The sequence below is a fragment of the Burkholderia sp. 572 genome (assembly GCF_040545135.1).
Taxonomy (GTDB): domain Bacteria; phylum Pseudomonadota; class Gammaproteobacteria; order Burkholderiales; family Burkholderiaceae; genus Burkholderia; species Burkholderia cepacia.
In genome coordinates this window covers 358,646-380,627 of record NZ_JBEPLH010000004.1, presented here as the reverse complement: position 1 = coordinate 380,627, position 21,982 = coordinate 358,646, and the positions used below count along the sequence as shown (strand labels likewise).

Below are 21,982 nucleotides of genomic sequence, written 5' to 3'. Positions count from 1 at the left end.
CAGCGTGCTGCGGGACAACGGATTCGGGGTGGTCGGGCGCGCGGATCAAACGGTCGTTTGGTTCTCACGGCCCGCCTCAGGCGGCTTTCGTTGTAACCGGGAAAACCCGCCCAGGCCTTGGCTGGTAAGGGTTCCGCCGGATACGAGGTGCAGCGGCCGCTGCGATCGAAGCGCAGATGCGATCCGGCCCCGTCGAAGCGGCCCGCGGGTGGGTCAGGCCAGCATGTGCTGCCGGATGGCGTTCAGCGTTGCCTGGTCGAGTTGCAGGCCGTTCTCGATATACGACGCCATCGAGCCGTACGACGCGGTGACCTGATCGAATGCCGCCTGCAGATAGTCAGCGTGCACGCCCTGCAGCGCGGTCATCATGTCTGCCGCATTTTGCCCGCCGGCTTTTTGTGCCTGGGCGATCGACGCAGAGATTTCCGACGCGCTGTAGGCGTTGGTCAACAGGTAGTCGGCGAGTATCGTCTGCCCGGAGATGCCGAGGATCGTGTGCAGAATGGCGGTGGCCCAGCCGGTGCGGTCCTTGCCGGCCGTGCAGTGGAACACCAGGTTTTCGCCGGAGGCAGCGAAGCCGGTGAAGAGTGCACGATAGCTGGCATGCGCGGAGTCCGACGTGACGAACGCACGATACATGCTCGACATGAACGCTGTTGCGGTGGCGCCGGTCGTCGGGATCGGGGTGATGCTGGCGGCTCCGAGCACGTTGAGGTTTTGCCATGTGGCACCGGCCAGCGGCGCATCCGGTTGTGTCTTGATCTCGGCGGGCGTACGCAGGTCGCAGACCTGCCTGATGTCGAGCGTGCCGACGGTGGCGATGTCGGCGGCGGACAACGCGAGCGCGGATGACCGATAGATCACGCCTTTCTTCATCTTCGCGCCGCTCATCGTTACATAGCCGGTTCCGTCCGGCCCGGCCGTGTCGCGAAAATTCGATGCGGAACCCAGCCGCGGCGTCGCGACCGGCGCGACCGAAATCGAGTCGCCCCCGCATGCCGACAGAAATGACGCGCTCCCGAGCGCCGCACCTATCGTGCCGGCACCCAGCCGGAGAAAATGTCGACGTGAAATTTCGTTTTTCTGATGCATTCAATGTCCTTTGTCGGAGAAGGTTGCAAGCGGTCGCGACCGCGGTGGTGACCGACGCCGCCTCGTGTCTCGCACGCGACGCGGCAAAGCCGGGGCGGGCCGGATCGATCGGCATGCAGTCGGACGGATCGCCCGCGCGCATCGGTCTCGCACCGGGTAAGCGCACGGTAGCGATTTGCGGCGAACCGGCCATCGTCCTTTTCGATTAGGGCGGAATGCGGGATACCGATAGCGGATGTGCGTCGTCGACGGGTAGGATCGGTGGCAGCGGCGAGGTAAGATCGGCGACAGTGGCTGTATCGACCAAAGCACAAGTAGCCATCACGGGGAAGCGTCATGGATCTCAAGGAAGTCGACGTACTGGGTGCGGGCGTGGGCGATCACTGGTACTACGCGTCGAAGGCGAGTGCGATCCGCCGGTTCCTGGGCGCATCGGGCGCGAACCGGATACTCGATGTCGGTGCAGGCTCCGGCTTCTTCTCGAAGCACTTGCTCGAGCGTACGCAGGCGTCGGAGGCATGGTGTGTCGATACGAGCTACGCCGACGATACCGACGCGGAGGCGGCCGGCAAGCCCATCCACTTTCGGCGCTCCGTCGAACGATTCGATGCCGATCTTGTGTTGCTGATGGACGTGCTCGAGCATGTCGACGACGACGTCGGTTTACTCGCACGTTATGTGGCGGGCGCGCCTTCCGGAAGCCGGTTCCTGATCACGGTTCCCGCGTTCCAGTTCCTCTGGAGCGGCCATGACGATTTTCTCGAGCACAAGCGCCGATATACGCTCGGCAGTCTCGAGGACGTGGTGCGCCGCGCGGGGCTCGACGTCGAGCACGGCGCCTATTATTTCGGCCTCACGTTTCCGCTTGCGGCAGCGCTGCGGCTGGGGGAGCGGGCGCGTCGGCATCCGCGCGAGCCGGCGTCGCAATTGCGCCGTCACCATCCGTTCGTCAACGGCTTGCTCAAGACGATCTGTCGGATCGAGTTGCCGATGTTTCGCTTCAACCGCGTCGCCGGCCTGACGGTCATCTGTATCGCGCGCAAGCTTTGAATGCGATGCGCGGGGGCCGTGCGGCCGGTGCGAAGGTCGCCATATCATGCGCGTCGTTGGCTGCATCGGAGGCGTCACGCCAAAAAATTTCGCAAGAACATTCACAAAATGCATGTGACCCGTTCTAAATCGGGAAACTGTCTGTTATAATTTTTTTCTTTCGGGGCGTAGCGCAGCCTGGTAGCGTACCTGCATGGGGTGCAGGTGGTCGGAGGTTCAAATCCTCTCGCCCCGACCAGACAAGAACCCGCGTCAGCTTGGGCTGACGCGGGTTTTTTCTTGCCGGTCGCTTTTTTGCACATCGCGGCGCGGCCCCGGTAAAATGCAAGGTTGATCCACGGAAAGCGCCGTGATTTAGCGGAAGAGGATTCCCCGAACATGACTGATCTTCGTCTTACCATGCGGTTCGCTGCAGTGCTCGCCACCGGCGCGCTCGTCGCCGGTTGCGGTACGTCGTCGCCCACGAAAGTGGACTACAAGAGCGATTCGAAATCGAAGGAAGCGTCGCTCGCAGTGCCGCCCAACATGCTCGACGAGACGGCCGATCAGCGTTCGCTGCCGCCCCAGGGCGGCGCGACTTCCCTGTCCGCGCTTCAGCAGGTCCAGCAGGCGGCGCCTGCGCTGGACACCGTTGCTCCGGCCGTAGCCGGCATGCATATCCAGCGCGACGGCACCGAGAGCTGGCTCGTGATCGACGGCAAGCAGCCGGCCGACGTCTGGACGCAGGTCCGCCGCTTCTGGCAGGAGCAGGGTTTCCTGCTCGTCGTCGACCAGCGCGACAAGGGCGTGATGGAAACCGACTGGAACGAAACCCATCCGCAGATCAACGACGGCCTGATCCGCAGCGTGATCTCGAAGGCGATGGGCAACTCGTACGTGACGGCTGAGCGCAACAAGTACCGTACGCGTCTCGATGCGGCGCCGAATGGCGGCACCTACGTGTTCATCAGCCAGAAGGGGATGCGCGAAGCGATCACGGGCGCGAACAACGATTCGAGCAAGTGGGAACCGAAGCCGAACGATCCGGCGCTCGAGACCGAATACCTGAAGCGGTTGATGGCCGTGCTCGCACAGAACGAGCAGCGCGCGAAGAACGGCGAGCCGCCGATCGCGAACATCAAGGACAACACGATTCCGAAGGACAAGAAGGCGGACACCGACGCGTCGTCGAAGGCGGCTGCCGCGATTGCCGCGCAAAACGTCTCCCGCACGTCGGCGCAAGGCAACGATGCGGCCGACGCGGCCGTGCCGTCGGAAGTCACGCTTGGCGAGCCGTACGACCGGTCGTGGTTGCACGTCGGTCTCGCGCTCGATCGTGCGAACTTCACGGTTGACGATCGCGATCGCACGAAGGGCCTGTATTTCGTGCGTTATGTCGATCCGAAGGATCTGACTTCGGCCGAGCAGGGCTTCTGGAGCCAGCTGTTCCACGGCAAGAAGGAAAAGCAGGCGAAGCAGTACCGTGTCAACGTGAAGGCGCTCACGGCCGACCAGACGCGCGTGGCGGTCGTTGACGATTCGGGTGCGATCGACACATCGTCGCCGGCTCGCCAGATCATGGGGTTGCTCGTGAATCAGCTCCGCTGATTTCCGCGGTTTCTCCGCACCAATGAAAAGCCCGCCACATGGCGGGCTTTTTCATGGCCGCTCGCCGGCGCGCACATGAGAGGGGTGTTCAGTCCCTTCTCGTGACGTTACGTAACATCCGCGCGTTACGGCGGCAGAACACGTGCCGTATTGTCGTCTGCAAAAATTTTGTCCTTATAAATCAATGAGGTGGTTCGCATGTGATGGCTGGCACGCAACCTGCTTTATATGTTGGAATCGTTGAAACAGGGAGGATGGCGTCAGATACCGGGGGTGCGCCGCGAGCGCGCGATCAACGGTATCGACGTCTTCGAATGCCGATGCGACAAGTGTCGGCGCAACTGATGATGATCCGCGCCAGCGTGCGGATCCCGATGGCCCCGTCGCCTATCCTCGTAGGGCGACGGTTTCGCCCGCGCTTCTCTGAAGCGCGGGCTATTTTTTTTGGCCGTCGTGCGGGGCCGTGCCGGCGCAGCCGATACACGATTCGCGTATTCTCGGACTTTTCGAGATGAGGGGGGCGGAATGGCGGAAATTGCAGTCGTGGCGCTGATCGTGGCGAAGCCGGGCGCCGAGGAGAAGTTGCGCGTCCAGCTCGAAGGGATCGTCGAGCCGACCCGCAACGAAGCGGGCGCGCTGCAGTACGACCTGCATCGGGATCTGAAGGAGCCCGCGCGGTTCGTATTCGTCGAGCGTTGGGAAAGCGAGGAGGCGCTTGCTGCCCATGCGCGTTCCGCGCACATTCTTGCTTATCGCGAAGCGGCCGCGGACTGGATCGAGCGTTCCGAAATCCGCGTGCTGTCGAAGCTCGTCTGAGCCGGGTGGGGCGACCGGACGTGTCCGGTCGCGGGGTGCGTCAGTGCGACGTGTTGGGGACGTCGAGGATCAGGATGATCGTCCAGTCGGCGTCGCCGTCGTGATGATACTGGCGCTCGGCGACGATGAACGGTTGCTGTTTGCCTTGCGGGCCGAGGAAGAGCACGTCGCCCTCCATCGGCAGGCACTCGATCGGCGGCAGCGCGAGGAATGCGTCGGCCGAGCCGCGGGGCATCAGTTGCTTGATCTGGCGAGTGGCGGCTTCGGTCCACTCGATGTCGAGTTGAATGTTGCTCATGCTGTCCTCCGCACCGGGGTGCGCACGGGTGGAAAAATTCGGTGCGCGACTTTAGCACAGCGCACGCGCGCCGCAATCAAAAAAGCCGAACCCGGTTGCCCGGATTCGGCTTTTTCTTGTGCGGTACCGCCGAACTTACTGGCTGGCAGCGTCTGCGGCCTTGGCAGCCTTCTTGCCGGCCTTCTTCGCGGCAGCCTTGTGGTGAGCAGCCTTCTTGCCGTGGTGATGCTCTTCCTGCATCGCCGGCTGTGTGGCTTCGGCCGCTTGCTGCTGCTGCAGCGCCTGTGCGCGCTGCTCGATCTCGGAGATCTTGGCCGGATCGGTAATCGTCTTGATTTCCGTGCTCTCTTGCGCATACGCTGCGCCAGTCAGCGCCGACATCGCTACCAGGATAGCCAGGGACGTCTTCTTCATTGCTTTACCTCCGCTAAGTGGTGATGAACCCGAGTGTTGCCGTTTTGTCTGGCGACTGCAATCGAGTGCGTGTCGAGTGTAACAAAAGTGACGGATCAATGTGCATCGGATCGCGGCGGGACGCAAGGCCCCGTTGAAGTCGCGCAACACTTCGCACACTTCGTCACGCGCCTGCCATCGTCGCCGCCGCATTCATTCCCGCTCGGGTTTCCCGCAGCCGTCAGTCAGAACCACCCGAGCCATCGATAGACGTGGAACTGCGCGATGCCGACCAGTTCATGCAGCGCCTGTTCGGCGTTGGCCAGGTTGCGCCAGCGCGGCAGCCAGCCCGTTTGCGCGCGCCGGCGATTCGCATAAACGGGCTGCGGGTCGATCCCGAAGTGGCGGAAATCGAGCAATGCGCGGCGCATCTGATATGACGAAGTGACGAGAATGCGTGCGTCGTCATGCTGTGAGCGTAGTATAGGTGCAGTGAATTTCGCGTTTTCGTAGGTTGTGCGGCTATCTGGTTCCAGAACAAGGTCCGCGGGAGCAATGCCTTCCGCGACGAGCTGGCGCCCGTAGACGGCCGCTTCGGTTTCTCCGTGATGCTGCGGGTCGCCGCCCGACATCACCACGGTGCAGTGTGCGGCCTGCTGCCGGCACGCGTGGTAGAGCGCCGCGACCTTGTGGATGCGGGCGGCTCCGTCAGGCGGGGGCTGCAGCCCGGCGTCGGTGCGCCGTGTCCCGGCGCCGATGAGAATCAGTGTGGTCCGCCCATGCATGTCCGGGTGCTCGACAGGTACGACTCCCGCCTCGGTCCACGCGATCAGCGGCGCGGTGAGCCAGCCTGTCGCGAGCAGCCAGAACAGCGCAGCGGCGGCCATCGAGATGATTTGCCGCCGCTTGCGGCAGAGCATGAAACAGATGAAGAGAAGTACAAATGAATCGAACAGAATCAATTTGATTGGGGTATGGTGTCTTTTTATGGACGGCTGACGATCCAGCCCTGACGCGACGCCGAACGTCGGCCTCCAGAATCGGTGGCGGTATCGGTGGGTGGAGACCCCGCCCGGCGCGCCGCTTCGCATTGTCGCTGCACTTTAAGAAAGAATCGAGATGGCCACGTATTCCAACGAAGCGGTGCTCGACGCATTGAGACGAGTGCAGTACCGCCAGGTACCGTGGGCGCGCCGCCCGGGCGTGTTCGAGTATCTCCGTTCGCTTGGGCTGATGGACACGGTCAGGCAGAAAACCGTTGCCCCCGCGCCGGGCTTTCACGCACCGGTCGACATTGCCGTGCTGACCGAAAGCGGCCGAGCCGAGTTCTCGCGCCTCGAGCGCGACGAGAAATTACTTTCCTGGACCGATCGCCGCATGGCCGACTACGCATTGAGCGAAGCGAGTGCCGTGGCGATTCTCGAAAGCCGCCTGTAGCGGCCGATCATTTCTCGGCACGCATCGCCGAGCGGCAGGCGATGCAAAAAAAAGCCCGTATCGCGAGGATACGGGCGTACCGGATACTTTTGCTGTTGCCACGCTGTGCTCATGGCAACGTTGTGACTCGCCGCATGCGGCGCAGTTCCCGGCAGCGGGCATTTTCTTTGGTGAAATCCTGAAATTGGCAGGACTACGGATGACGCGGTACGTCCGACGGCTGCGAGCCGATGCGCGCTCGCGCATTGCTGGCGATGTCGCCGCGCAGGTCGCCGCGCGGCACGGTCTGCCGGCCGGACGCGTTGGCGGAGGGTGGCTGGCGGAGCGTGTTCCGGTGATCCTGCTGGCGATGGGGCGGCTTCGCGCGATCGTCGGCGCGGGCTGGAGCGGACAACGCCAGGGAAATGACAATGCCGCATGCAACGAGCAGTGACATTGGTTTCATGGCGGGGCTCCCCTCAAGCCACGCGGCTTGTTGATATGTCGCTAAGGTAAGCGCGGGAGTGCAGGCTTGCTGTAAATATTGGTAAATAGATGTATCGCGCCACGACAACGGTAATCGACGGCACCGCAGGCGTCGCGAACAGATCGAGTTGCGGAAAGAAACCGGGCGGCCGAAGCCGCCCGATCGAGCATTCGTTACGCCATCTTGACGGGCGCGCGCCAGGATTCCGGATTGGTCCAGAAGGCGCCGCGCAGCCGGTCGCGGCTCGGCGGGGCGGGCGGCTTCGCAGCACTCGCGCCGATGCGCCCGCGCAGGGAGATCTGCCGGCCGCTCGTGCCGAGTCGCTTCACGATTTCGGCGAGCGTGCCGTCCGCCTGCCATTCGTCGAAGCGACGGCGGCAAGTCGGCGGCGACGGATAGCGGCCCGGCAGCTTCGACCAGCCTTCGCCCGTCGACAGCACCCACAGCACGGCGTTCACCACCGAGCGGGCTTCCACGCGGGGGCGGCCGCGCCGCTCACTCCGTGCGGGTTCCGAGCAAAACAGACCTTCGACCAGCGCCCACTCGTTATCTCTCAAATCGTCGAACAGCATCATGTCCTCACCTCAGCGAAGCTAACTCCGGTGCGCTGCCCTGCGCCGCGCACTCTTCAAGCACTCGATCGTCGAGTGCCGGGTGGGGGCGTCCGGTTGGCCGGCAGCGGCGTTTCTGCTCTTCCGTCCGACGAAACCTGCGCCCTGTGCGCCAGGTGATGCACGAAGCGTGCCATGTCGGAGGTAATTCCCTCGAGAGCCGCTTGGCAGCGAGCTAACGGCTAAGTCAGCTAGGGGCGTATAAGACGCCAAAATAACCCGCCAGCAAATCGGGACAATCACCAATCTTGTGCAGTTCGCCCGCACCGCGTGCGTTCGCGTAGGTATTGCACCGCAGCGAAACATGGGGGCAGATGCCTGATTCGCACGTCGACGCCGGATTCGCGCATTAAAATCGTGCATCGATATCGACGATTGATGAGGTCAGGAAATGAACGTCACGCTGCGCCAGCTTCGCGTCTTCATCGAGGTAGCGCGGCTCAGTAGCTTCAGTCGCGCGGGCGACGAAATCGGGCTCACGCAGTCCGCGGTCAGCCGCTGCGTGCGCGAGCTCGAGGCCGAGCTCGGGTTGAAGCTGATCGACCGCACGACGCGCGACGTGCAGCTGACCGATGTCGGCGCGAACCTGATCGCGAGTGTGTCTCGTCTGCTCGACGATCTCGACGACACGCTGCGCGAGATTCGCGAAATCGGCGAGCAGCGCCGGGGTCGCGTGATCGTCGCGGCCAGCCCGACGATTGCATGCCGGCTGATGCCGCGCGTGGTTGCGTCGTGTGAGCGCCAGTTCCCGTTCGTGACGCTGGGCTTGCGCGACGACGTGCAGAGCGATGTGTTGCGCAAGGTGAAGTCGAGCGAGGTCGATTTCGGCGTCGTGATCGGGCCGCTCACGGTTGGCGATCTCGTCTGCGAACCGCTGATGACCGATTCGTTCTGCCTTGTCGCGCGCGCCGACCATCCGCTCGCGGCGCGCGCCGAGGTGCCCTGGACGGCGCTGGACGGCGAGCGCCTCGTGCTCCTCGATCATGCGTCGGGAAGCCGGCCGCTGATCGATGCCGCGCTGGCCACCCATCGTGTCAACGCGACGGTCATGCAGGAGCTCGGGCATTCGGCGACCGTGTTCGGCCTCGTCGAGGCCGGCGTCGGTGTGAGTGTGCAGCCGTGGCTCTCGCTGCCGCTGCCGGCCGGCTCGACGCTCGTTGCGCGGCCGCTCACGCCGCGCACCGAACGCACGGTCGAGCTGGTGCGCCGCCGCGACAGGTCGTTGTCGCCTGCCGCTCAGGCGATCTGGGAGCTTGTGCGGCAGATGCCGGCGAGGGCGGAGGACCTCGACTGACGCGCGCCGACGTGCGTCGGTCCGGCTTGGGGCCGGTACACTACGCGGATCGTGTTCCTCGACGGTGGTGCTCGATGGCGCATTCTGCTGGTTCTCTTTCGGTGTCCGGCGCGCTGGCGGCGCGCGATGTGGTGCACGCGTTGCGTCCGTCGCTGATCCGGGAAGTGGCAAACGCCGGCTTCGGCGTGCCGGACATGCTGCCGTTCTGGTTCGGCGAATCCGATCGCGTGACGCCGGACTTCATTCGCGACGCCGCGGCGGCGGCGCTGCGCGACGGCGAAACCTTCTACACGCACAACCTCGGTACCGCGCCGTTGCGCGACGCGATCGCGGCCTACGTCAGCGCCCGTCACGGTGCGACGGCGGCCGACACCGTGGCCGTGACGAGTTCGGGTGTGAGTGCGCTGATGCTGGCCGCGCAGCTGCTGGTCGGTCCGGGCGAGCGCGTCGTCGCGGTCACGCCACTGTGGCCGAATCTCGTCGAGATTCCGAAGATTCTTGGGGCGCGGGTCGAATGTGTGCCACTCGGCTATGGCGAGGCAGGCTGGCAGCTCGAGATCGGGCGGCTGCTTGCGGCGCTGACACCCGATACGCGGATGCTGCTGATCAACTCGCCGAACAATCCGACTGGCTGGACGATGTCGCGTGACGACCAGCGGGCCGTGCTCGCCCATTGCCGCCGCCACGGCATCTGGCTGGTTGCCGACGAGGTGTACGAGCGGCTCGCGTTCGGCGCGGACGGCGCGCCGTCGTTCCTCGACATCGCGTCGCGCGAAGAGCGGGTCGTTGTCGTGAATTCGTTTTCGAAAGCGTGGGCGATGACGGGCTGGCGCCTGGGATGGCTCATTGCGCCGGCAGCGGTGATGGGCGACCTGTCGAAGCCCGTCGAATACAACACGTCGTGCGCGCCCGGTTTCGTGCAGGCTGCGGGTGAGGTCGCACTGCGCGATGGCGAGCCGTTCGTGCGGTCGTTCGTCGCGGCGCTGCGTGACGCGCGCGATCACCTGGTTGCCGCGCTGCGCGCGCTGCCGGGCGTCGAGGTGCCGCCGCCACCGGGCGCGATGTACCTGTTCCTGCGCCTGCCGGGCGCGGCCGACAGTCTGGCGTTCTGCAAGACGCTGGTGCGTGAAGCAGGGCTCGGCCTTGCGCCCGGGCGTGCATTCGGTCCGGAAGGCGAAGGGTTCGTGCGCTGGTGCTACGCATGCGATCCGGCACGACTCGACGCGGGCGTCGAGCGGTTGCGCAGCTTCCTCGCGCGCGGAGCGGCCACCCGCTGAAGCGGGGCCGGAGCGGATTCGGCGCGCTGGCGGCAGCCGGTTCGGCTCATCTTTACGCACCGGGCAATTTTGCGTAATATGGCGCTCAGTCACGCGGTTCCGTCGTTGAGCCGTGCTGTTCCGTCCGGTTTGGGCCTGGCCTGAAGTTGGTTCGCCGCCCCCGGTTCGTGCTCCCATCAATATGACCGATCAGAATCGGGCGAGCGCGTCTTCCGTTCCTTTCGTCTGTTTGTTGATCCGGTTCGTTTGACCACAGGGTCTGGCCTAGCTGCATGAATACCCAAGAGGCGAAGATCGTCCTCGAGACTGCTTTGATCTGCGCGCAGGAACCGCTGAAGCTCGGCGATTTGCGCAAGCTCTTTGCCGACGGCGTGTCGGCTGACACGGTCCGCACGTTGCTCGAAGATCTGAAACAGGATTGGTCCGGCCGCGGCGTCGAACTGGTGGCGCTGGCGACCGGATGGCGCTTCCAGAGCAAGCCGGCGATGCGTCACTATCTGGATCGCCTGCATCCCGAGAAGCCGCCGAAATATTCGCGCGCGGTGCTCGAGACGCTCGCGATCATCGCGTACCGGCAACCCGTCACGCGCGGCGACATCGAAGAGATTCGCGGTGTCACGGTCAATACGCAGGTGGTCAAGCAACTCGAGGATCGCGGCTGGATCGAAGTGATCGGTCATCGTGACGTGCCGGGGCGCCCGGCGCTGTATGCGACGACCAAGCAGTTTCTCGACGACCTCGGCCTGAAGGCGCTCGATGATCTGCCGGCGCTCGAAGAGCCGGCCGCGAACATCGAGGCTGCGCTGCTGGCGCAGCAGGCGATGGATTTCGACGGAGACATGTCGATTGCCGACGACGCAGCGGGCGACGCGCCGCAGGCGGACGAGGCATCCGCCGGCCAGCCGGCGGGATTGCCGGGCGATACCGCGGTGGACGTCGTGCCGACGCAGGAAATCGCGAGCCGCGATACGCTCGAAGCTGATCGCGGGCAAGCGGAACAACTGGAACAGGCTGGCGCCGAAGTAGTGCCGGCCGGTGTGCAGCCCGAGCCGCTGCGCGCGGATTGGAGCGAGGAAGATCGCAAGCCGGCCGCCGAAGCGGTTGCCGGAGACGGAACGGAAGCGGCCGGCGACATGCCCGGCGAGGCTGGTCAGGCCGACGCCTCCCGTTCCCGTTCCCGTCCCGCGGACGGCGAGATGCTGGACGACACGTCCGACAGTCTCGCCGATGCCGTACGAAGCGCCAGTGCACCCATCGGTGTCGACGCGCTGCCGGACGACGAAGCAGAACCCGAACAGCGTCGCGCCTGAACGCGGCCAACTTCTTGCCGCGCCCGCGCCGGGCGCGAGACCTGACATTTTGAGGTTGTTTTGACAGATATCCACGATATTGAATCGTCCGCGCCTGCCGTGCAGGCAGCGCGTGCCGACGATGCACCGGAGCAGGGCGCTCCGGCCGAGGGTGGCGACGAGCGTCCCCGCCGCGGTCTGCGGCGAGGCCCGCGCAGCCTGATCGCGCGACGTCGCGCGGCGGCCAAGTCGAAGGGCGCCGAAGGCGAGCCGCAGGGTGGCGAAGACGCTGACGCGCAGCCGGCCGAAGCCGCCGACGCGCAGCAGCCGGCGCGTGCGCCGCGCAAGGAAGGCGCGGCCAAGGGCGGTCGCAAGCCGGCCGGCAAGCGCGAAAGCGCGGCCAAGGCCCAGGGCGGCCAGGGCCGTCGCGGCGGCGCATCGAAGGCTGAAGGTGGTGCGGCGAAGACGGAAGGCGATGCGTCCCAGGACGAACTGTTTGCCTACGTGACGTCGCCGGCATTCGACGCCGACAATTCCGCGGGCGGTAGCGGCGTGCGTGCGCCGATGCTGCGTCGTGGCCGCAACCAGCCGGCGAACAAGCGCGTGCTGTCGCCGGACGACGACGCGCCGAAGCTGCACAAGGTGCTGGCGGAAGCGGGCATGGGCTCGCGCCGTGAGATGGAAGAGCTGATCGTCGCCGGTCGCGTGTCGGTGAACGGCGAGCCCGCACACATCGGCCAGCGCATCATGCCGACCGACCAGGTGCGGATCAACGGCAAGCCGGTCAAGCGCAAGCTGCCGAACAAGCCGCCGCGGGTGCTGCTGTACCACAAGCCGACGGGCGAGATCGTCAGTCACGCGGATCCGGAAGGCCGTCCGTCGGTGTTCGACCGACTGCCGCCGATGAAGACGGCGAAGTGGCTCGCTGTCGGCCGCCTCGACTTCAATACCGAAGGTCTGCTGATGCTGACGACTTCGGGCGACCTCGCAAACCGCTTCATGCATCCGCGCTACTGCGTCGAGCGCGAATACGCGGTGCGCGTCGTCGGCGAGCTGGCCGAAGGCATGCGTCAGAAGCTGCTGCATGGTGTCGAGCTCGATGACGGCCCGGCAAACTTCCTGCGCATCCGCGACGGCGGCGGCGAGGGTACGAACCACTGGTATCACGTCGCGCTGGCCGAAGGCCGCAACCGCGAAGTGCGCCGGATGTTCGAGGCGGTCGGCCTGATGGTGAGCCGCCTGATCCGTACGCGTCACGGTCCGATTCCGCTGCCGCGCGGTCTGAAGCGCGGCCGCTGGGAGGAGCTCGACGACACGCAGGTGCGCAAGCTGATGGCGACCGTCGGCCTGAAGGCGCCGTCCGAGGAGAAGGGCAAGCGCGGCGGTGCCGGCCAGGCCGAGCGTCGCCAGCCCGATCCGATGCAGACATCGATGGGCTTCATCAGCCGCGAGCCGGTGCTGACGGCTCACGGGCAGCTGGATCAGCCGCGTCGCGGCGGCGGTCGGCGCGGCGGGCCGGGTTTGCCGGGCCTGAGCGGCTACGGCAGCCTGCCGGTTGCGCCGTCGGGTTACGGCAATCGTGCCGGCGGCGGCCGCGATGGCAACCGCGCGGGCGGTGGTCGCGACGGCAATCGAGCGGGTGGCGGCCGCGATGTCGACGGCAACCGTGCGTCGTACGGCGCAGGCCCCAAGCGCGAAGGCGCGGGCGCCAAGCGCGGCGGCAGCAAGGGTGGCGGCAATCGCAATCCGAACGGTAATCGGGCTGACGGCGCCGGCAACGGCGGCGGTCCGCGCGGCGGCGGCCAGCGTCAGCAGCGCAGTCGTACGCGCAGCCGCTAAACACATATTGGCGCACGGCGGCGCAAAGCCGCCGGCGTGCCGGCCCGATCGGCATCCCGCCGATTTTGCCGGCACGGCGTATTGCGCCGATCGCTTTCGACTGTATATATATTGCGTGCCGCTGCGTCGCAGCCGGCATGACCGATCTCCGGCCTGGCAGGATGGTGCTGGCTGATCGGATAACCCGATTTCGCATTTTTGGGTCGGTAAAGGCGGGCGACACGCTGCTTTTACCGGCTGGCTTGGCGTTTGCGCCAAAAATCGCTATAATCGCGGAGTCGCTGGGCGTACGGATTCAATGTGCGGCTCAGGTGCGACCACCAGTAAGAAGATGGGCGTTCCGCCCATTTTTTTTTGCTGAAACGGTTAGGCATCTCGGGTAGCGCTTCCTGCGCCGGCTAAGGCGCGCGCCCGCGGGTGAATTCGCGAGCGGCGGGCGCGAACACCTGAGAGGACACTGTGCAACTGACGGAACTGATAGAAACCACGGTCACCGGGCTCGGTTACGAGCTGGTGGATCTCGAGCGCACTGGGCGCGGCATGCTTTGCATCTATATCGATCAGCCTGCCGGCATCTCGCTCGAAGATTGCGAAAAGGTCACGCGTCAGCTCCAGCACGTCTTGACGGTCGAAAACATCGATTACGAACGGCTCGAAGTCTCGTCCCCGGGGCTCGACCGCCCGTTGAAGAAGCTGGCCGACTTCGAGCGCTTCGCCGGCAGCGAAGTTTCCGTGACCTTGAAAAAGCCGCTGGACGGGCGCAAGACGTACCGGGGCATTCTGCACGCGCCGAATGGCGAAACGATCGGTTTGGAATTTGAGAGGAAGAAGGGCGAGGCGGCCATGCTGGATTTCACGCTGGCCGATATCGACAAAGCCCGCCTGATTCCGCAAGTTGACTTTAGGAGCCGCAAATAATGAGTCGCGAAGTGTTGATGCTGGTGGATGCGCTGGCGCGCGAGAAAAACGTCGACAAGGATGTGGTGCTGGGCGCCCTCGAGGCCGCGCTCGCATCTGCTTCCAAGAAGCTGTTCGACGAAGGCGCCGAAATCCGCGTCCATATCGATCGCGAAAGCGGCGAGCACGAAACCTTCCGTCGCTGGCTCGTCGTGCCCGACGAGGCAGGCTTGCAGGAGCCGGATCGCGAGATCCTGCTGTTCGAAGCGCGTGAGCAGAAGCCCGACGTCGAAGTCGGCGAGTATGTCGAGGAACCCGTTCCGTCGATCGAGTTCGGTCGCATCGGCGCGCAGGCCGCGAAGCAGGTGATCCTGCAGAAGGTGCGCGACGCCGAGCGCGAGCAGATCCTGAACGATTACCTCGAACGTGGCGAAAAGATCATGACGGGTACGGTGAAGCGCCTCGACAAGGGCAACTTCATCGTCGAATCGGGCCGTGTCGAGGCGCTGCTGCGCCGCGATCAGCTGATCCCGAAGGAAAACCTGCGCGTGGGCGACCGCGTGCGTGCGTACATCGCGAAGGTCGACCGCACCGCGCGCGGCCCGCAGATCGAACTGTCGCGTACGGCGCCCGAGTTCCTGATGAAGCTGTTCGAGATGGAAGTGCCGGAAATCGAGCAGGGCCTGCTCGAGATCAAGGCGGCTGCCCGCGACCCGGGCGTGCGCGCGAAGATCGGCGTCATCGCGTACGACAAGCGGATCGATCCGATCGGCACCTGCGTCGGTATCCGCGGTTCCCGTGTGCAGGCCGTGCGCAACGAGCTCGGTGGCGAAAACATCGACATCGTGCTATGGTCGGAGGATCCCGCCCAGTTCGTGATCGGCGCGCTCGCGCCGGCAGCTGTCCAGTCGATTGTCGTCGATGAAGAAAAGCACTCGATGGACGTCGTCGTCGACGAGAACGAGCTGGCTGTCGCGATCGGCCGCAGCGGTCAGAACGTTCGTCTTGCTGGCGAACTGACCGGCTGGCAGATCAACATCATGACGCCGGACGAATCCGCCCTGAAGCAGGGTGAAGAACGCGACCGGCTGCGTGCGCTGTTCATGGCGCGTCTCGACGTCGACGAAGAAGTTGCCGACATCCTGATCGACGAAGGCTTCACGAGTCTGGAAGAGATCGCGTACGTGCCGCTCAACGAAATGCTCGAAATCGAGGCGTTCGACGAGGACACCGTGCACGAACTGCGCAACCGCGCACGCGACGCGCTGTTGACGATGGCGATCGCGAACGAAGAAAAGGTCGAGAACGCAGCGCTGGATCTCAAGAGCCTCGACGGCATTACGCCGGAGCTGCTCGCGAAGCTGGCCGAACACGGCGTGCAGACGCGCGACGATCTCGCCGAGCTGGCTGTGGATGAACTGGTCGACATGACCGGGATGGAAGAGGATGCCGCTAAGGCGTTGATCATGAAAGCACGTGAACACTGGTTCCAGTGAGAAATGACCATGGCGCACTGATTTGATGGCGGCCGTATGGCCTGACCCGATGCTAACCGCAAGGAATCGGTCCTTGCACTAAGAGGAATGAATGGCGAGTAACAACGTAGCCCAATTTGCCGCGGAACTGAAAATGCCTGCTGGTGTGCTGCTCGAACAGCTGCAGGCAGCGGGCGTCCAGAAAGCGAGTGAAGACGATGCGCTGTCCGAAACGGACAAGGCGCGTCTGCTCGATCATTTGCGCAAGTCGCACGGCGCAACCGACGGCGACAAGCGCAAGATCACGCTGACCCGCAAGCATACGTCGGAGATCAAGCAATCTGACGCGACGGGCAAGGCTCGCACCATTCAGGTCGAGGTCCGCAAGAAGCGTACGTTCGTCAAGCGCGACGACGTGGCCGAAGGTGCGGAACAGGGTCAGGCGCAGGTCGCCGAAGCGGACGACGATGCAGAACTGAAGCGTCGCGAGGAAGAAGCGCGCCGCGAGGCCGAGCTGCTCGAGAAGCAGGCGCAGGAACTGCGCGAGCGTCAGGAGCGCCTTGAGCGCGAGGAAGCGGAGCGTCGTGCCCGCGAGGAAGCGGCCGAAGCCGAGCGCCGTCGCGCCGAGGAAGAAGCGGCGGCGAAGCGTGCCGCGGCCGAAGCTGCGGCGGCACAGCAGCAGGCAGCGGCACAGCAGGCTGCTGCTGCCGAACAGGAAGCGGAGACTCCGCAATCGGCGCAGTCCGCGCAGGACGAGGCGCGCGCAGCCGCCGAACGTGCGGCGCAGCGCGAAGCGGCGAAGAAGGCTGAAGACGCTGCCCGCGAGGCAGCGGACAAGGCGCGTGCCGAGCAGGAAGAGATCAGCAAGCGCCGTGCGGCGGCAGAAGCCGAAGCGCGTGCGATTCGCGAGATGATGAACACACCGCGCAAGGCCGTCGTCAAGGCTGTCGAGCCGCCGAAGCCGGTCGAGCCGCCGAAGCCGGCCGAAGCGAAGGGCACGCTGCACAAGCCGGCAAAGCCGGAAGGTGCGCAGGCGCGCCCGGCCGTGAAGAAGCCGGCCGGTGCGGCACCGGCAACGACGCAGGCGCCGGCAGGCGCGGGCGACCGCAACAAGAAGCCGGGCGCAGGCAAGGGCGGCTGGCAGGACGACGCGTCGAAGCGTCGCGGCATCAAGACGCGCGGCGATTCGAGCGGCGGCGTCGACCGCGGCTGGCGCGGCGGCCCGAAGGGTCGTGGCCGTCACCAGGACAGTGCATCGTCCTTCCAGGCGCCGACCGAGCCGATCGTCCGTGAAGTGCACGTGCCGGAAACCGTGTCGGTTGCCGATCTCGCGCACAAGATGTCGATCAAGGCCTCCGAAGTCATCAAGGTGATGATGAAGATGGGCCAGATGGTCACGATCAACCAGGTGCTGGACCAGGAAACGGCGATGATCGTCGTCGAGGAACTGGGCCATCGCGCGGTTGCCGCGAAGCTGGACGATCCGGAAGCGCTGCTCGTCGAAGGCGAAACCGGTACCGACGCCGAGCAACTGCCGCGTCCGCCGGTCGTCACGGTGATGGGTCACGTCGACCACGGCAAGACCTCGCTGCTCGACCACATCCGCCGCGCGAAGGTTGCCGCAGGCGAAGCGGGCGGCATTACGCAGCACATCGGCGCGTATCACGTCGATACGCCGCGTGGCGTCATCACGTTCCTCGATACGCCGGGTCACGAAGCGTTCACGGCAATGCGTGCACGCGGCGCGAAGGCGACCGACATCGTGGTGCTGGTGGTGGCAGCCGACGACGGCGTGATGCCGCAGACGAAGGAAGCCATTGCCCACGCGAAGGCGGGTGGTGTGCCGATCGTCGTCGCGATCAACAAGATCGACAAGCCGGAAGCGAACCCCGATCGCGTCAAGCAGGAACTGGTCGCGGAAGGCGTCGTGCCGGAAGAATACGGTGGCGATTCGCCGTTTGTGCCGGTGTCGGCAAAGACGGGCGCGGGCATCGACGATCTGCTCGAGAACGTGCTGCTGCAAGCCGAAGTGCTGGAGCTGAAGGCACCGGTCGAAGCGCCGGCCAAGGGTATCGTGATCGAAGCGAAGCTCGACAAGGGCAAGGGCCCGGTCGCGACGATCCTCGTGCAGTCCGGTACGCTGAACCGCGGCGACATCGTGCTGGCGGGTACGGCCTACGGCCGCGTGCGCGCGATGCTCGACGAGAATGGCAAGCCGACGAAGGAAGCCGGCCCGTCGATCCCGGTCGAAATCCAGGGTCTGTCGGAAGTGCCGGGCGCGGGCGAGGAAGTGATCGTGCTGCCGGACGAGCGCAAGGCGCGTGAAATCGCATTGTTCCGTCAGGGCAAGTTCCGCGACGTGAAGCTGGCGAAGCAGCAGGCCGCGAAGCTGGAAAGCATGCTCGAGCAGATGGGCGAAGGCGAAGTGCAGAACCTGCCGCTCATCATCAAGGCGGACGTGCAGGGCTCGCAGGAAGCGCTCGTACAGTCGCTGCTCAAGCTGTCGACCGACGAAGTGCGCGTGCAGATCGTGCACAGCGCGGTGGGTGGCATCAGCGAAAATGACGTCAACCTCGCAACGGCATCGAAGGCTGTCATCATCGGCTTCAACACGCGTGCGGATGCACAGGCGCGCAAGCTGGCCGAAGCGAACGGCATCGACATCCGCTACTACAACATCATCTATGACGCAGTGGATGAGGTGAAGGCGGCAATGTCGGGCATGCTGGCGCCGGAGAAGCGCGAAGTCGTCACCGGCATGGTCGAGGTGCGCCAGGTGTTCAAGGTGCCGAAGGTCGGCACGGTCGCCGGCTGTATGGTCACGGACGGTATCGTCAAGCGCTCGTCGTCGGTTCGCGTGCTGCGCAACAACGTCGTGATCTTCACGGGCGAACTCGAATCGCTGAAGCGCTTCAAGGACGACGTGAAGGAAGTGAAGCAAGGCTTCGAGTGCGGTATGTCGGTGAAGAACTTCAACGACGTCATCGAAGGCGACCAGTTCGAAGTCTTCGAAGTGACCGAAGTCGCGCGTACGCTGTAATCCTCGCGCATCGGCTCATGGGCGGGGCAGGCTTGGGCCTGTCCCGCCCATTTTCATGGTGGCGCGCCAACACTGGCCGCCGCTTCATCCTGATAAACGGATCACGGATCGATCATGTCCAGGAAACGTACTTCCCCCAATCGCAACGTGCAGATCGCTGACCAGATTCAGCGCGATCTGTCCGAACTCATCATGCGCGAGGTCAAAGACCCGCGCATCGGCATCGTGACCATCCAGAGCGTCGAACTCACGCCGGATTATGCGCACGCGAAGGTCTACTTCACCGCGTTGACCGGCGATCCGGCCAAGACGCAGGAAGCGCTGAACCACGCGTCGGGTCACTTGCACAACCTGTTGTTCAAGCGCCTGCACATCCATACGGTGCCGACGCTGCATTTCCACTACGACCAGACGATCGAGAAGGCCGTGGAAATGTCGCGCCTGATCAAGGAAGCGAACTCGACGCGCGCGAAGGACGACGACGAGGCCGACGCGGCTACCAAGGACGACTGAGCTCGACCGGCCTATGACGACTGCAGCATCCCAACGTCCGCGCGTGCCCCGGCGCGTGCTGGACGGCGTCCTCCTGCTCGACAAGCCGGTCGGCCTTTCGAGCAACGATGCACTGATTCGCGCGAAGCGCCTGCTGCTCGCGAAGAAAGCCGGTCACACCGGTACGCTCGATCCCCTGGCTTCGGGTTTGCTACCGCTGTGTTTCGGCGAGGCGACGAAGTTCTCGCAGGATCTGCTCGAAGCGGACAAGACCTACGAAGCGACGATGCGTCTCGGCCAGCGTACGGCTACCGGCGACGCGGAAGGCGAGGTGATCGACACGCGCCCCGTCGAATGCGACCGTGCGGCGGTGGAAGCCGCGCTGGTGCGCTTCACCGGCGAGATCGTGCAGGTGCCGCCGATGTATTCGGCGCTCAAGCGCGATGGCAAGCCGCTGTATGAATATGCGCGCGCGGGGCAAACCGTCGAGCGCGAGGGCCGCAACGTGACGATCCTCGCCCTCGACCTGCTCGCGTGCGACCTGCCTGACGTGACGTTTCGCGTGACCTGCAGCAAGGGCACTTATGTGCGCACGCTGGCAGAGGATATCGGCGAGGCGCTCGGTTGCGGTGCGCATCTGACGATGCTGCGGCGCACGGGCGTCGGCGCGCTGACGCTCGAGCATGCGGTAACGCTCGATGCGCTGTCCGATGCCGACGAAGCGGCACGTGATGCATGGCTTCAGCCGGTCGATGCGTTGCTGTCGACGTTTCCGCTGGTTCGTCTCGATGAAACCAGCGCGAAGCGGTTCCTGCACGGGCAGCGTTTGCCGCTGTCGTCGCTCGACCCGATCGATGCGGCCGAAGGCGGGCGCGTGCGCGTCTACGACGCGACTCGCCTGCTCGGCGTGGCCCGCAAGGCAAACGGCGTATTGGCGCCGGAGCGGCTCGTCGTCACGGCAGCCTGACGCAGCCGCGCGAACGCGTGCCCGTCGGAATGAAAAAGCCCCGCTTCACGAAGCGGGGCTTTTTGTTTGCGTCCAGGCAGCGTGTTCAGTGTGCAGCTGATGCCGCGGCACCTGCATCGCCACCGCCCGAGCGCTCGGGCTTCGTGATCCAGATCAGCCCGATCAGCAGCACGAAGATCGCCGCCGAGATGTAGAACAGGTCGTTCACGCCGAGCTGCGCGGCCTGCTGCGTGGCCAGATTGTTGATCAGCCCGTGTGCCTGGTCCCGCGTCAGCCCGAGGTTGCCCATCTGCGTGACGGCCTGGTTGAACGTCGGGTTGTAGACGTTCGCCTGCTCGACCAGTTGCGCGTGATGGAAATTGTTGCGATGGTCCCAGGCCGTCTGGAAGATCGACGTGCCGATGCCGCCGCACATGATCCGCACGAAGTTGGACAGGCCCGATGCCGCGGGAATGCGGTGGCCGGGCAGGCCCGACAGCGTGATCGATACCAGCGGGATGAAGAAGCCGGCCATCGCGATGCCCTGTACGAGCGTCGGCAGCGTCAGCGACCATTCGTCGACCCCCGTCGTGTAGCGCGACCGCATCCAGAAGCACAGCGCAAACGTCAGGAACGACGCCGTCGAGATAAAGCGCGGATCGGTGCGCGGCAGGTACTTCCCGGTGAGTGGCGACAGCAGGATCGCGAACAGCCCGACCGGTGCCATCACGAGACCGGCGTCGGTCGCCGTGTAGCCGATCTGCGTCTGCAGCCACAGCGGCAACAGCACGAGGTTGCCGAAGTACAGGCCGTACCCGATCGACAGCGCGACGGTGCCGCCGGTGAAGTTCCGCATGCGGAACAGCGACAGGTCGACGACCGGGTGCTCGGCAGTCAGTTCCCAGATGACGAAGAACGCGAACGCGATGACCGCGGTCAGCGCGAGCACAATGATGGTCGTCGACGCGAACCAGTCGAGATCCTTGCCCTTGTCGAGCATGATCTGCAGCGAGCCGACCCAGACGACCAGCAGCGCGAGGCCCACGCCGTCGATCGGGGCGCGGCGCACGGCCGATTCCCGATTGCGGTAGATCGCCCACGTCGCGGCGGCGGCGGCGATGCCGACCGGGATGTTGACGTAGAAGATCCACGGCCACGAGTAGTTGTCCGAGATCCAGCCGCCGAGGATCGGGCCGGCAACGGGCGCGATCAGCGTCGTCATCGCCCATAGCGCGAGCGCCATCGGCGCCTTGGCGCGCGGATAACTCGACAGCAGGAGCGCTTGCGACAGCGGAATCATCGGGCCTGCCACCGCGCCTTGCAGCACGCGCGACGCAAGCAGGAACGGCAGGTTGGGCGAGAGCCCGCACATCCACGACGAAATCACGAACAGGATGATCGACGCGAGGAACAGGCGAACCTGCCCGAAGCGGTCGGTCAGCCAGCCGGTCAGCGGCACGGAGATCGCGTTCGCGACTGCGAACGACGTGATGACCCACGTGCCCTGGTCGGACGACACGCCGAGGTCGCCCGAGATGGTCGGGATCGCGACGTTCGCGATGGACGTGTCGAGCACGTTCATGAACACCGCGAGCGATACCGCGATCGTCCCGATCACGAGCTGCCCGCCCTGCAAGGGCGGGTGAGAGACAGGTGCCTGTGCCATGTCGGTTGTCTTTCCGG

At 65.0% G+C, this 21,982-nt stretch carries 20 protein-coding genes, 1 tRNA gene and 1 pseudogene; 15 read left to right on the top strand and 7 right to left on the bottom strand.

The window, feature by feature from the left end:
* Nucleotides 1-213: 213 nt before the first annotated feature.
* On the bottom strand, nt 214-981 hold the full coding sequence (locus ABIC51_RS10430; protein WP_279609831.1) for a tyrosine-protein phosphatase: 768 nt from the start codon (nt 979-981) through the stop codon (nt 214-216).
* Between the two features lie 86 nt (nt 982-1,067).
* Here ABIC51_RS10430 and ABIC51_RS10425 point away from each other — a divergent pair, with 86 nt between their 5' ends.
* The 5 genes from ABIC51_RS10425 to ABIC51_RS10405 all read left to right on the top strand — a co-directional run bounded on the left by ABIC51_RS10425 (nt 1,068) and on the right by ABIC51_RS10405 (nt 4,545).
* Nucleotides 1,068-1,301 (top strand): hypothetical protein, encoded by a 234-nt coding sequence (locus ABIC51_RS10425; RefSeq protein WP_175899727.1) that lies wholly within the window; start codon nt 1,068-1,070, stop codon nt 1,299-1,301.
* Between the two features lie 127 nt (nt 1,302-1,428).
* The gene (locus tag ABIC51_RS10420; protein ID WP_027787698.1) at nt 1,429-2,142 is read left to right on the top strand and encodes a class I SAM-dependent methyltransferase; all 714 of its coding nucleotides are present in this window, start codon (nt 1,429-1,431) and stop codon (nt 2,140-2,142) included.
* A 161-nt stretch (nt 2,143-2,303) separates the two neighbouring features.
* Nucleotides 2,304-2,380 (top strand) — tRNA-Pro (locus ABIC51_RS10415).
* 140 nt (nt 2,381-2,520) lie between these two features.
* On the top strand, nt 2,521-3,729 hold the full coding sequence (bamC, locus tag ABIC51_RS10410; protein ID WP_059700059.1) for an NlpB/DapX family lipoprotein: 1,209 nt from the start codon (nt 2,521-2,523) through the stop codon (nt 3,727-3,729).
* A 525-nt stretch (nt 3,730-4,254) separates the two neighbouring features.
* Nucleotides 4,255-4,545: a putative quinol monooxygenase gene (locus ABIC51_RS10405; RefSeq protein ID WP_027787696.1), complete on the top strand. Its 291-nt coding sequence runs from the start codon at nt 4,255-4,257 to the stop codon at nt 4,543-4,545.
* A 40-nt stretch (nt 4,546-4,585) separates the two neighbouring features.
* On the opposite strand, the gene ABIC51_RS10400 is transcribed toward ABIC51_RS10405, so the two are convergent.
* From ABIC51_RS10400 to ABIC51_RS10390, 3 genes are all read right to left on the bottom strand, one after another.
* Nucleotides 4,586-4,843 carry a hypothetical protein gene (locus ABIC51_RS10400; RefSeq protein WP_021162409.1) on the bottom strand — a complete coding sequence of 86 codons (258 nt, stop codon included), beginning with the start codon at nt 4,841-4,843 and terminating at the stop codon, nt 4,586-4,588.
* Nucleotides 4,844-4,978: 135 nt separating this feature from the next.
* On the bottom strand, nt 4,979-5,257 hold the full coding sequence (locus ABIC51_RS10395) for a hypothetical protein (RefSeq protein WP_175900083.1): 279 nt from the start codon (nt 5,255-5,257) through the stop codon (nt 4,979-4,981).
* A gap of 224 nt (nt 5,258-5,481) precedes the next feature.
* Complete coding sequence (locus tag ABIC51_RS10390) at nt 5,482-6,198, bottom strand: YdcF family protein (RefSeq protein WP_060172040.1); 717 nt, start codon at nt 6,196-6,198, stop codon at nt 5,482-5,484.
* Nucleotides 6,199-6,355: 157 nt separating this feature from the next.
* Between ABIC51_RS10390 and ABIC51_RS10385 the strand changes: the two genes are divergently transcribed.
* Nucleotides 6,356-6,673: a hypothetical protein gene (locus tag ABIC51_RS10385; RefSeq protein ID WP_011351791.1), complete on the top strand. Its 318-nt coding sequence runs from the start codon at nt 6,356-6,358 to the stop codon at nt 6,671-6,673.
* Between the two features lie 193 nt (nt 6,674-6,866).
* Here the strand turns inward: ABIC51_RS10385 and ABIC51_RS10380 are convergent, their stop codons facing one another.
* Together ABIC51_RS10380 and ABIC51_RS10375 are read right to left on the bottom strand one after the other, a co-directional pair.
* Nucleotides 6,867-7,118, bottom strand: a complete 252-nt coding sequence (locus tag ABIC51_RS10380) for a hypothetical protein (RefSeq protein ID WP_027787693.1) — start codon at nt 7,116-7,118, stop codon at nt 6,867-6,869.
* A 197-nt stretch (nt 7,119-7,315) separates the two neighbouring features.
* Nucleotides 7,316-7,711 (bottom strand): annotated as a pseudogene (locus tag ABIC51_RS10375) (transposase); the annotation flags it as partial.
* A 430-nt stretch (nt 7,712-8,141) separates the two neighbouring features.
* Here ABIC51_RS10375 and ABIC51_RS10370 point away from each other — a divergent pair.
* From ABIC51_RS10370 to truB, 9 genes are all read left to right on the top strand, one after another.
* Nucleotides 8,142-9,044, top strand: coding sequence for a LysR family transcriptional regulator (locus ABIC51_RS10370; protein ID WP_027787692.1), 903 nt, complete (start codon nt 8,142-8,144; stop codon nt 9,042-9,044).
* A gap of 74 nt (nt 9,045-9,118) precedes the next feature.
* A complete protein-coding gene (locus ABIC51_RS10365) occupies nt 9,119-10,321 on the top strand; it encodes a pyridoxal phosphate-dependent aminotransferase (protein WP_354006470.1) in 1,203 nt (400 codons plus the stop codon).
* 272 nt (nt 10,322-10,593) lie between these two features.
* Nucleotides 10,594-11,631 carry an SMC-Scp complex subunit ScpB gene (gene scpB, locus ABIC51_RS10360; RefSeq protein WP_175900080.1) on the top strand — a complete coding sequence of 346 codons (1,038 nt, stop codon included), beginning with the start codon at nt 10,594-10,596 and terminating at the stop codon, nt 11,629-11,631.
* Between the two features lie 60 nt (nt 11,632-11,691).
* Nucleotides 11,692-13,449: a 23S rRNA pseudouridine(2605) synthase RluB gene (gene rluB, locus ABIC51_RS10355; protein WP_175900077.1), complete on the top strand. Its 1,758-nt coding sequence runs from the start codon at nt 11,692-11,694 to the stop codon at nt 13,447-13,449.
* Between the two features lie 459 nt (nt 13,450-13,908).
* Entirely contained in the window at nt 13,909-14,367 is a 459-nt protein-coding gene (rimP, locus tag ABIC51_RS10350) for a ribosome maturation factor RimP (RefSeq protein ID WP_014897219.1), read from the top strand.
* The gene (gene nusA, locus ABIC51_RS10345) at nt 14,367-15,842 is read left to right on the top strand and encodes a transcription termination factor NusA (protein ID WP_006476166.1); all 1,476 of its coding nucleotides are present in this window, start codon (nt 14,367-14,369) and stop codon (nt 15,840-15,842) included. Before rimP ends, nusA begins: the two co-directional genes overlap by 1 nt.
* Before the next feature lie 91 nt (nt 15,843-15,933).
* Nucleotides 15,934-18,861: a translation initiation factor IF-2 gene (infB, locus tag ABIC51_RS10340; protein ID WP_027787688.1), complete on the top strand. Its 2,928-nt coding sequence runs from the start codon at nt 15,934-15,936 to the stop codon at nt 18,859-18,861.
* 114 nt (nt 18,862-18,975) lie between these two features.
* Entirely contained in the window at nt 18,976-19,374 is a 399-nt protein-coding gene (gene rbfA, locus ABIC51_RS10335; RefSeq protein WP_021162402.1) for a 30S ribosome-binding factor RbfA, read from the top strand.
* A gap of 13 nt (nt 19,375-19,387) precedes the next feature.
* Nucleotides 19,388-20,320, top strand: a complete 933-nt coding sequence (truB, locus tag ABIC51_RS10330; protein WP_059682794.1) for a tRNA pseudouridine(55) synthase TruB — start codon at nt 19,388-19,390, stop codon at nt 20,318-20,320.
* Nucleotides 20,321-20,405: 85 nt separating this feature from the next.
* On the opposite strand, the gene ABIC51_RS10325 is transcribed toward truB, so the two are convergent.
* On the bottom strand, nt 20,406-21,965 hold the full coding sequence (locus ABIC51_RS10325) for a DHA2 family efflux MFS transporter permease subunit (protein ID WP_021162400.1): 1,560 nt from the start codon (nt 21,963-21,965) through the stop codon (nt 20,406-20,408).
* Nucleotides 21,966-21,982 lie beyond the last annotated feature (17 nt).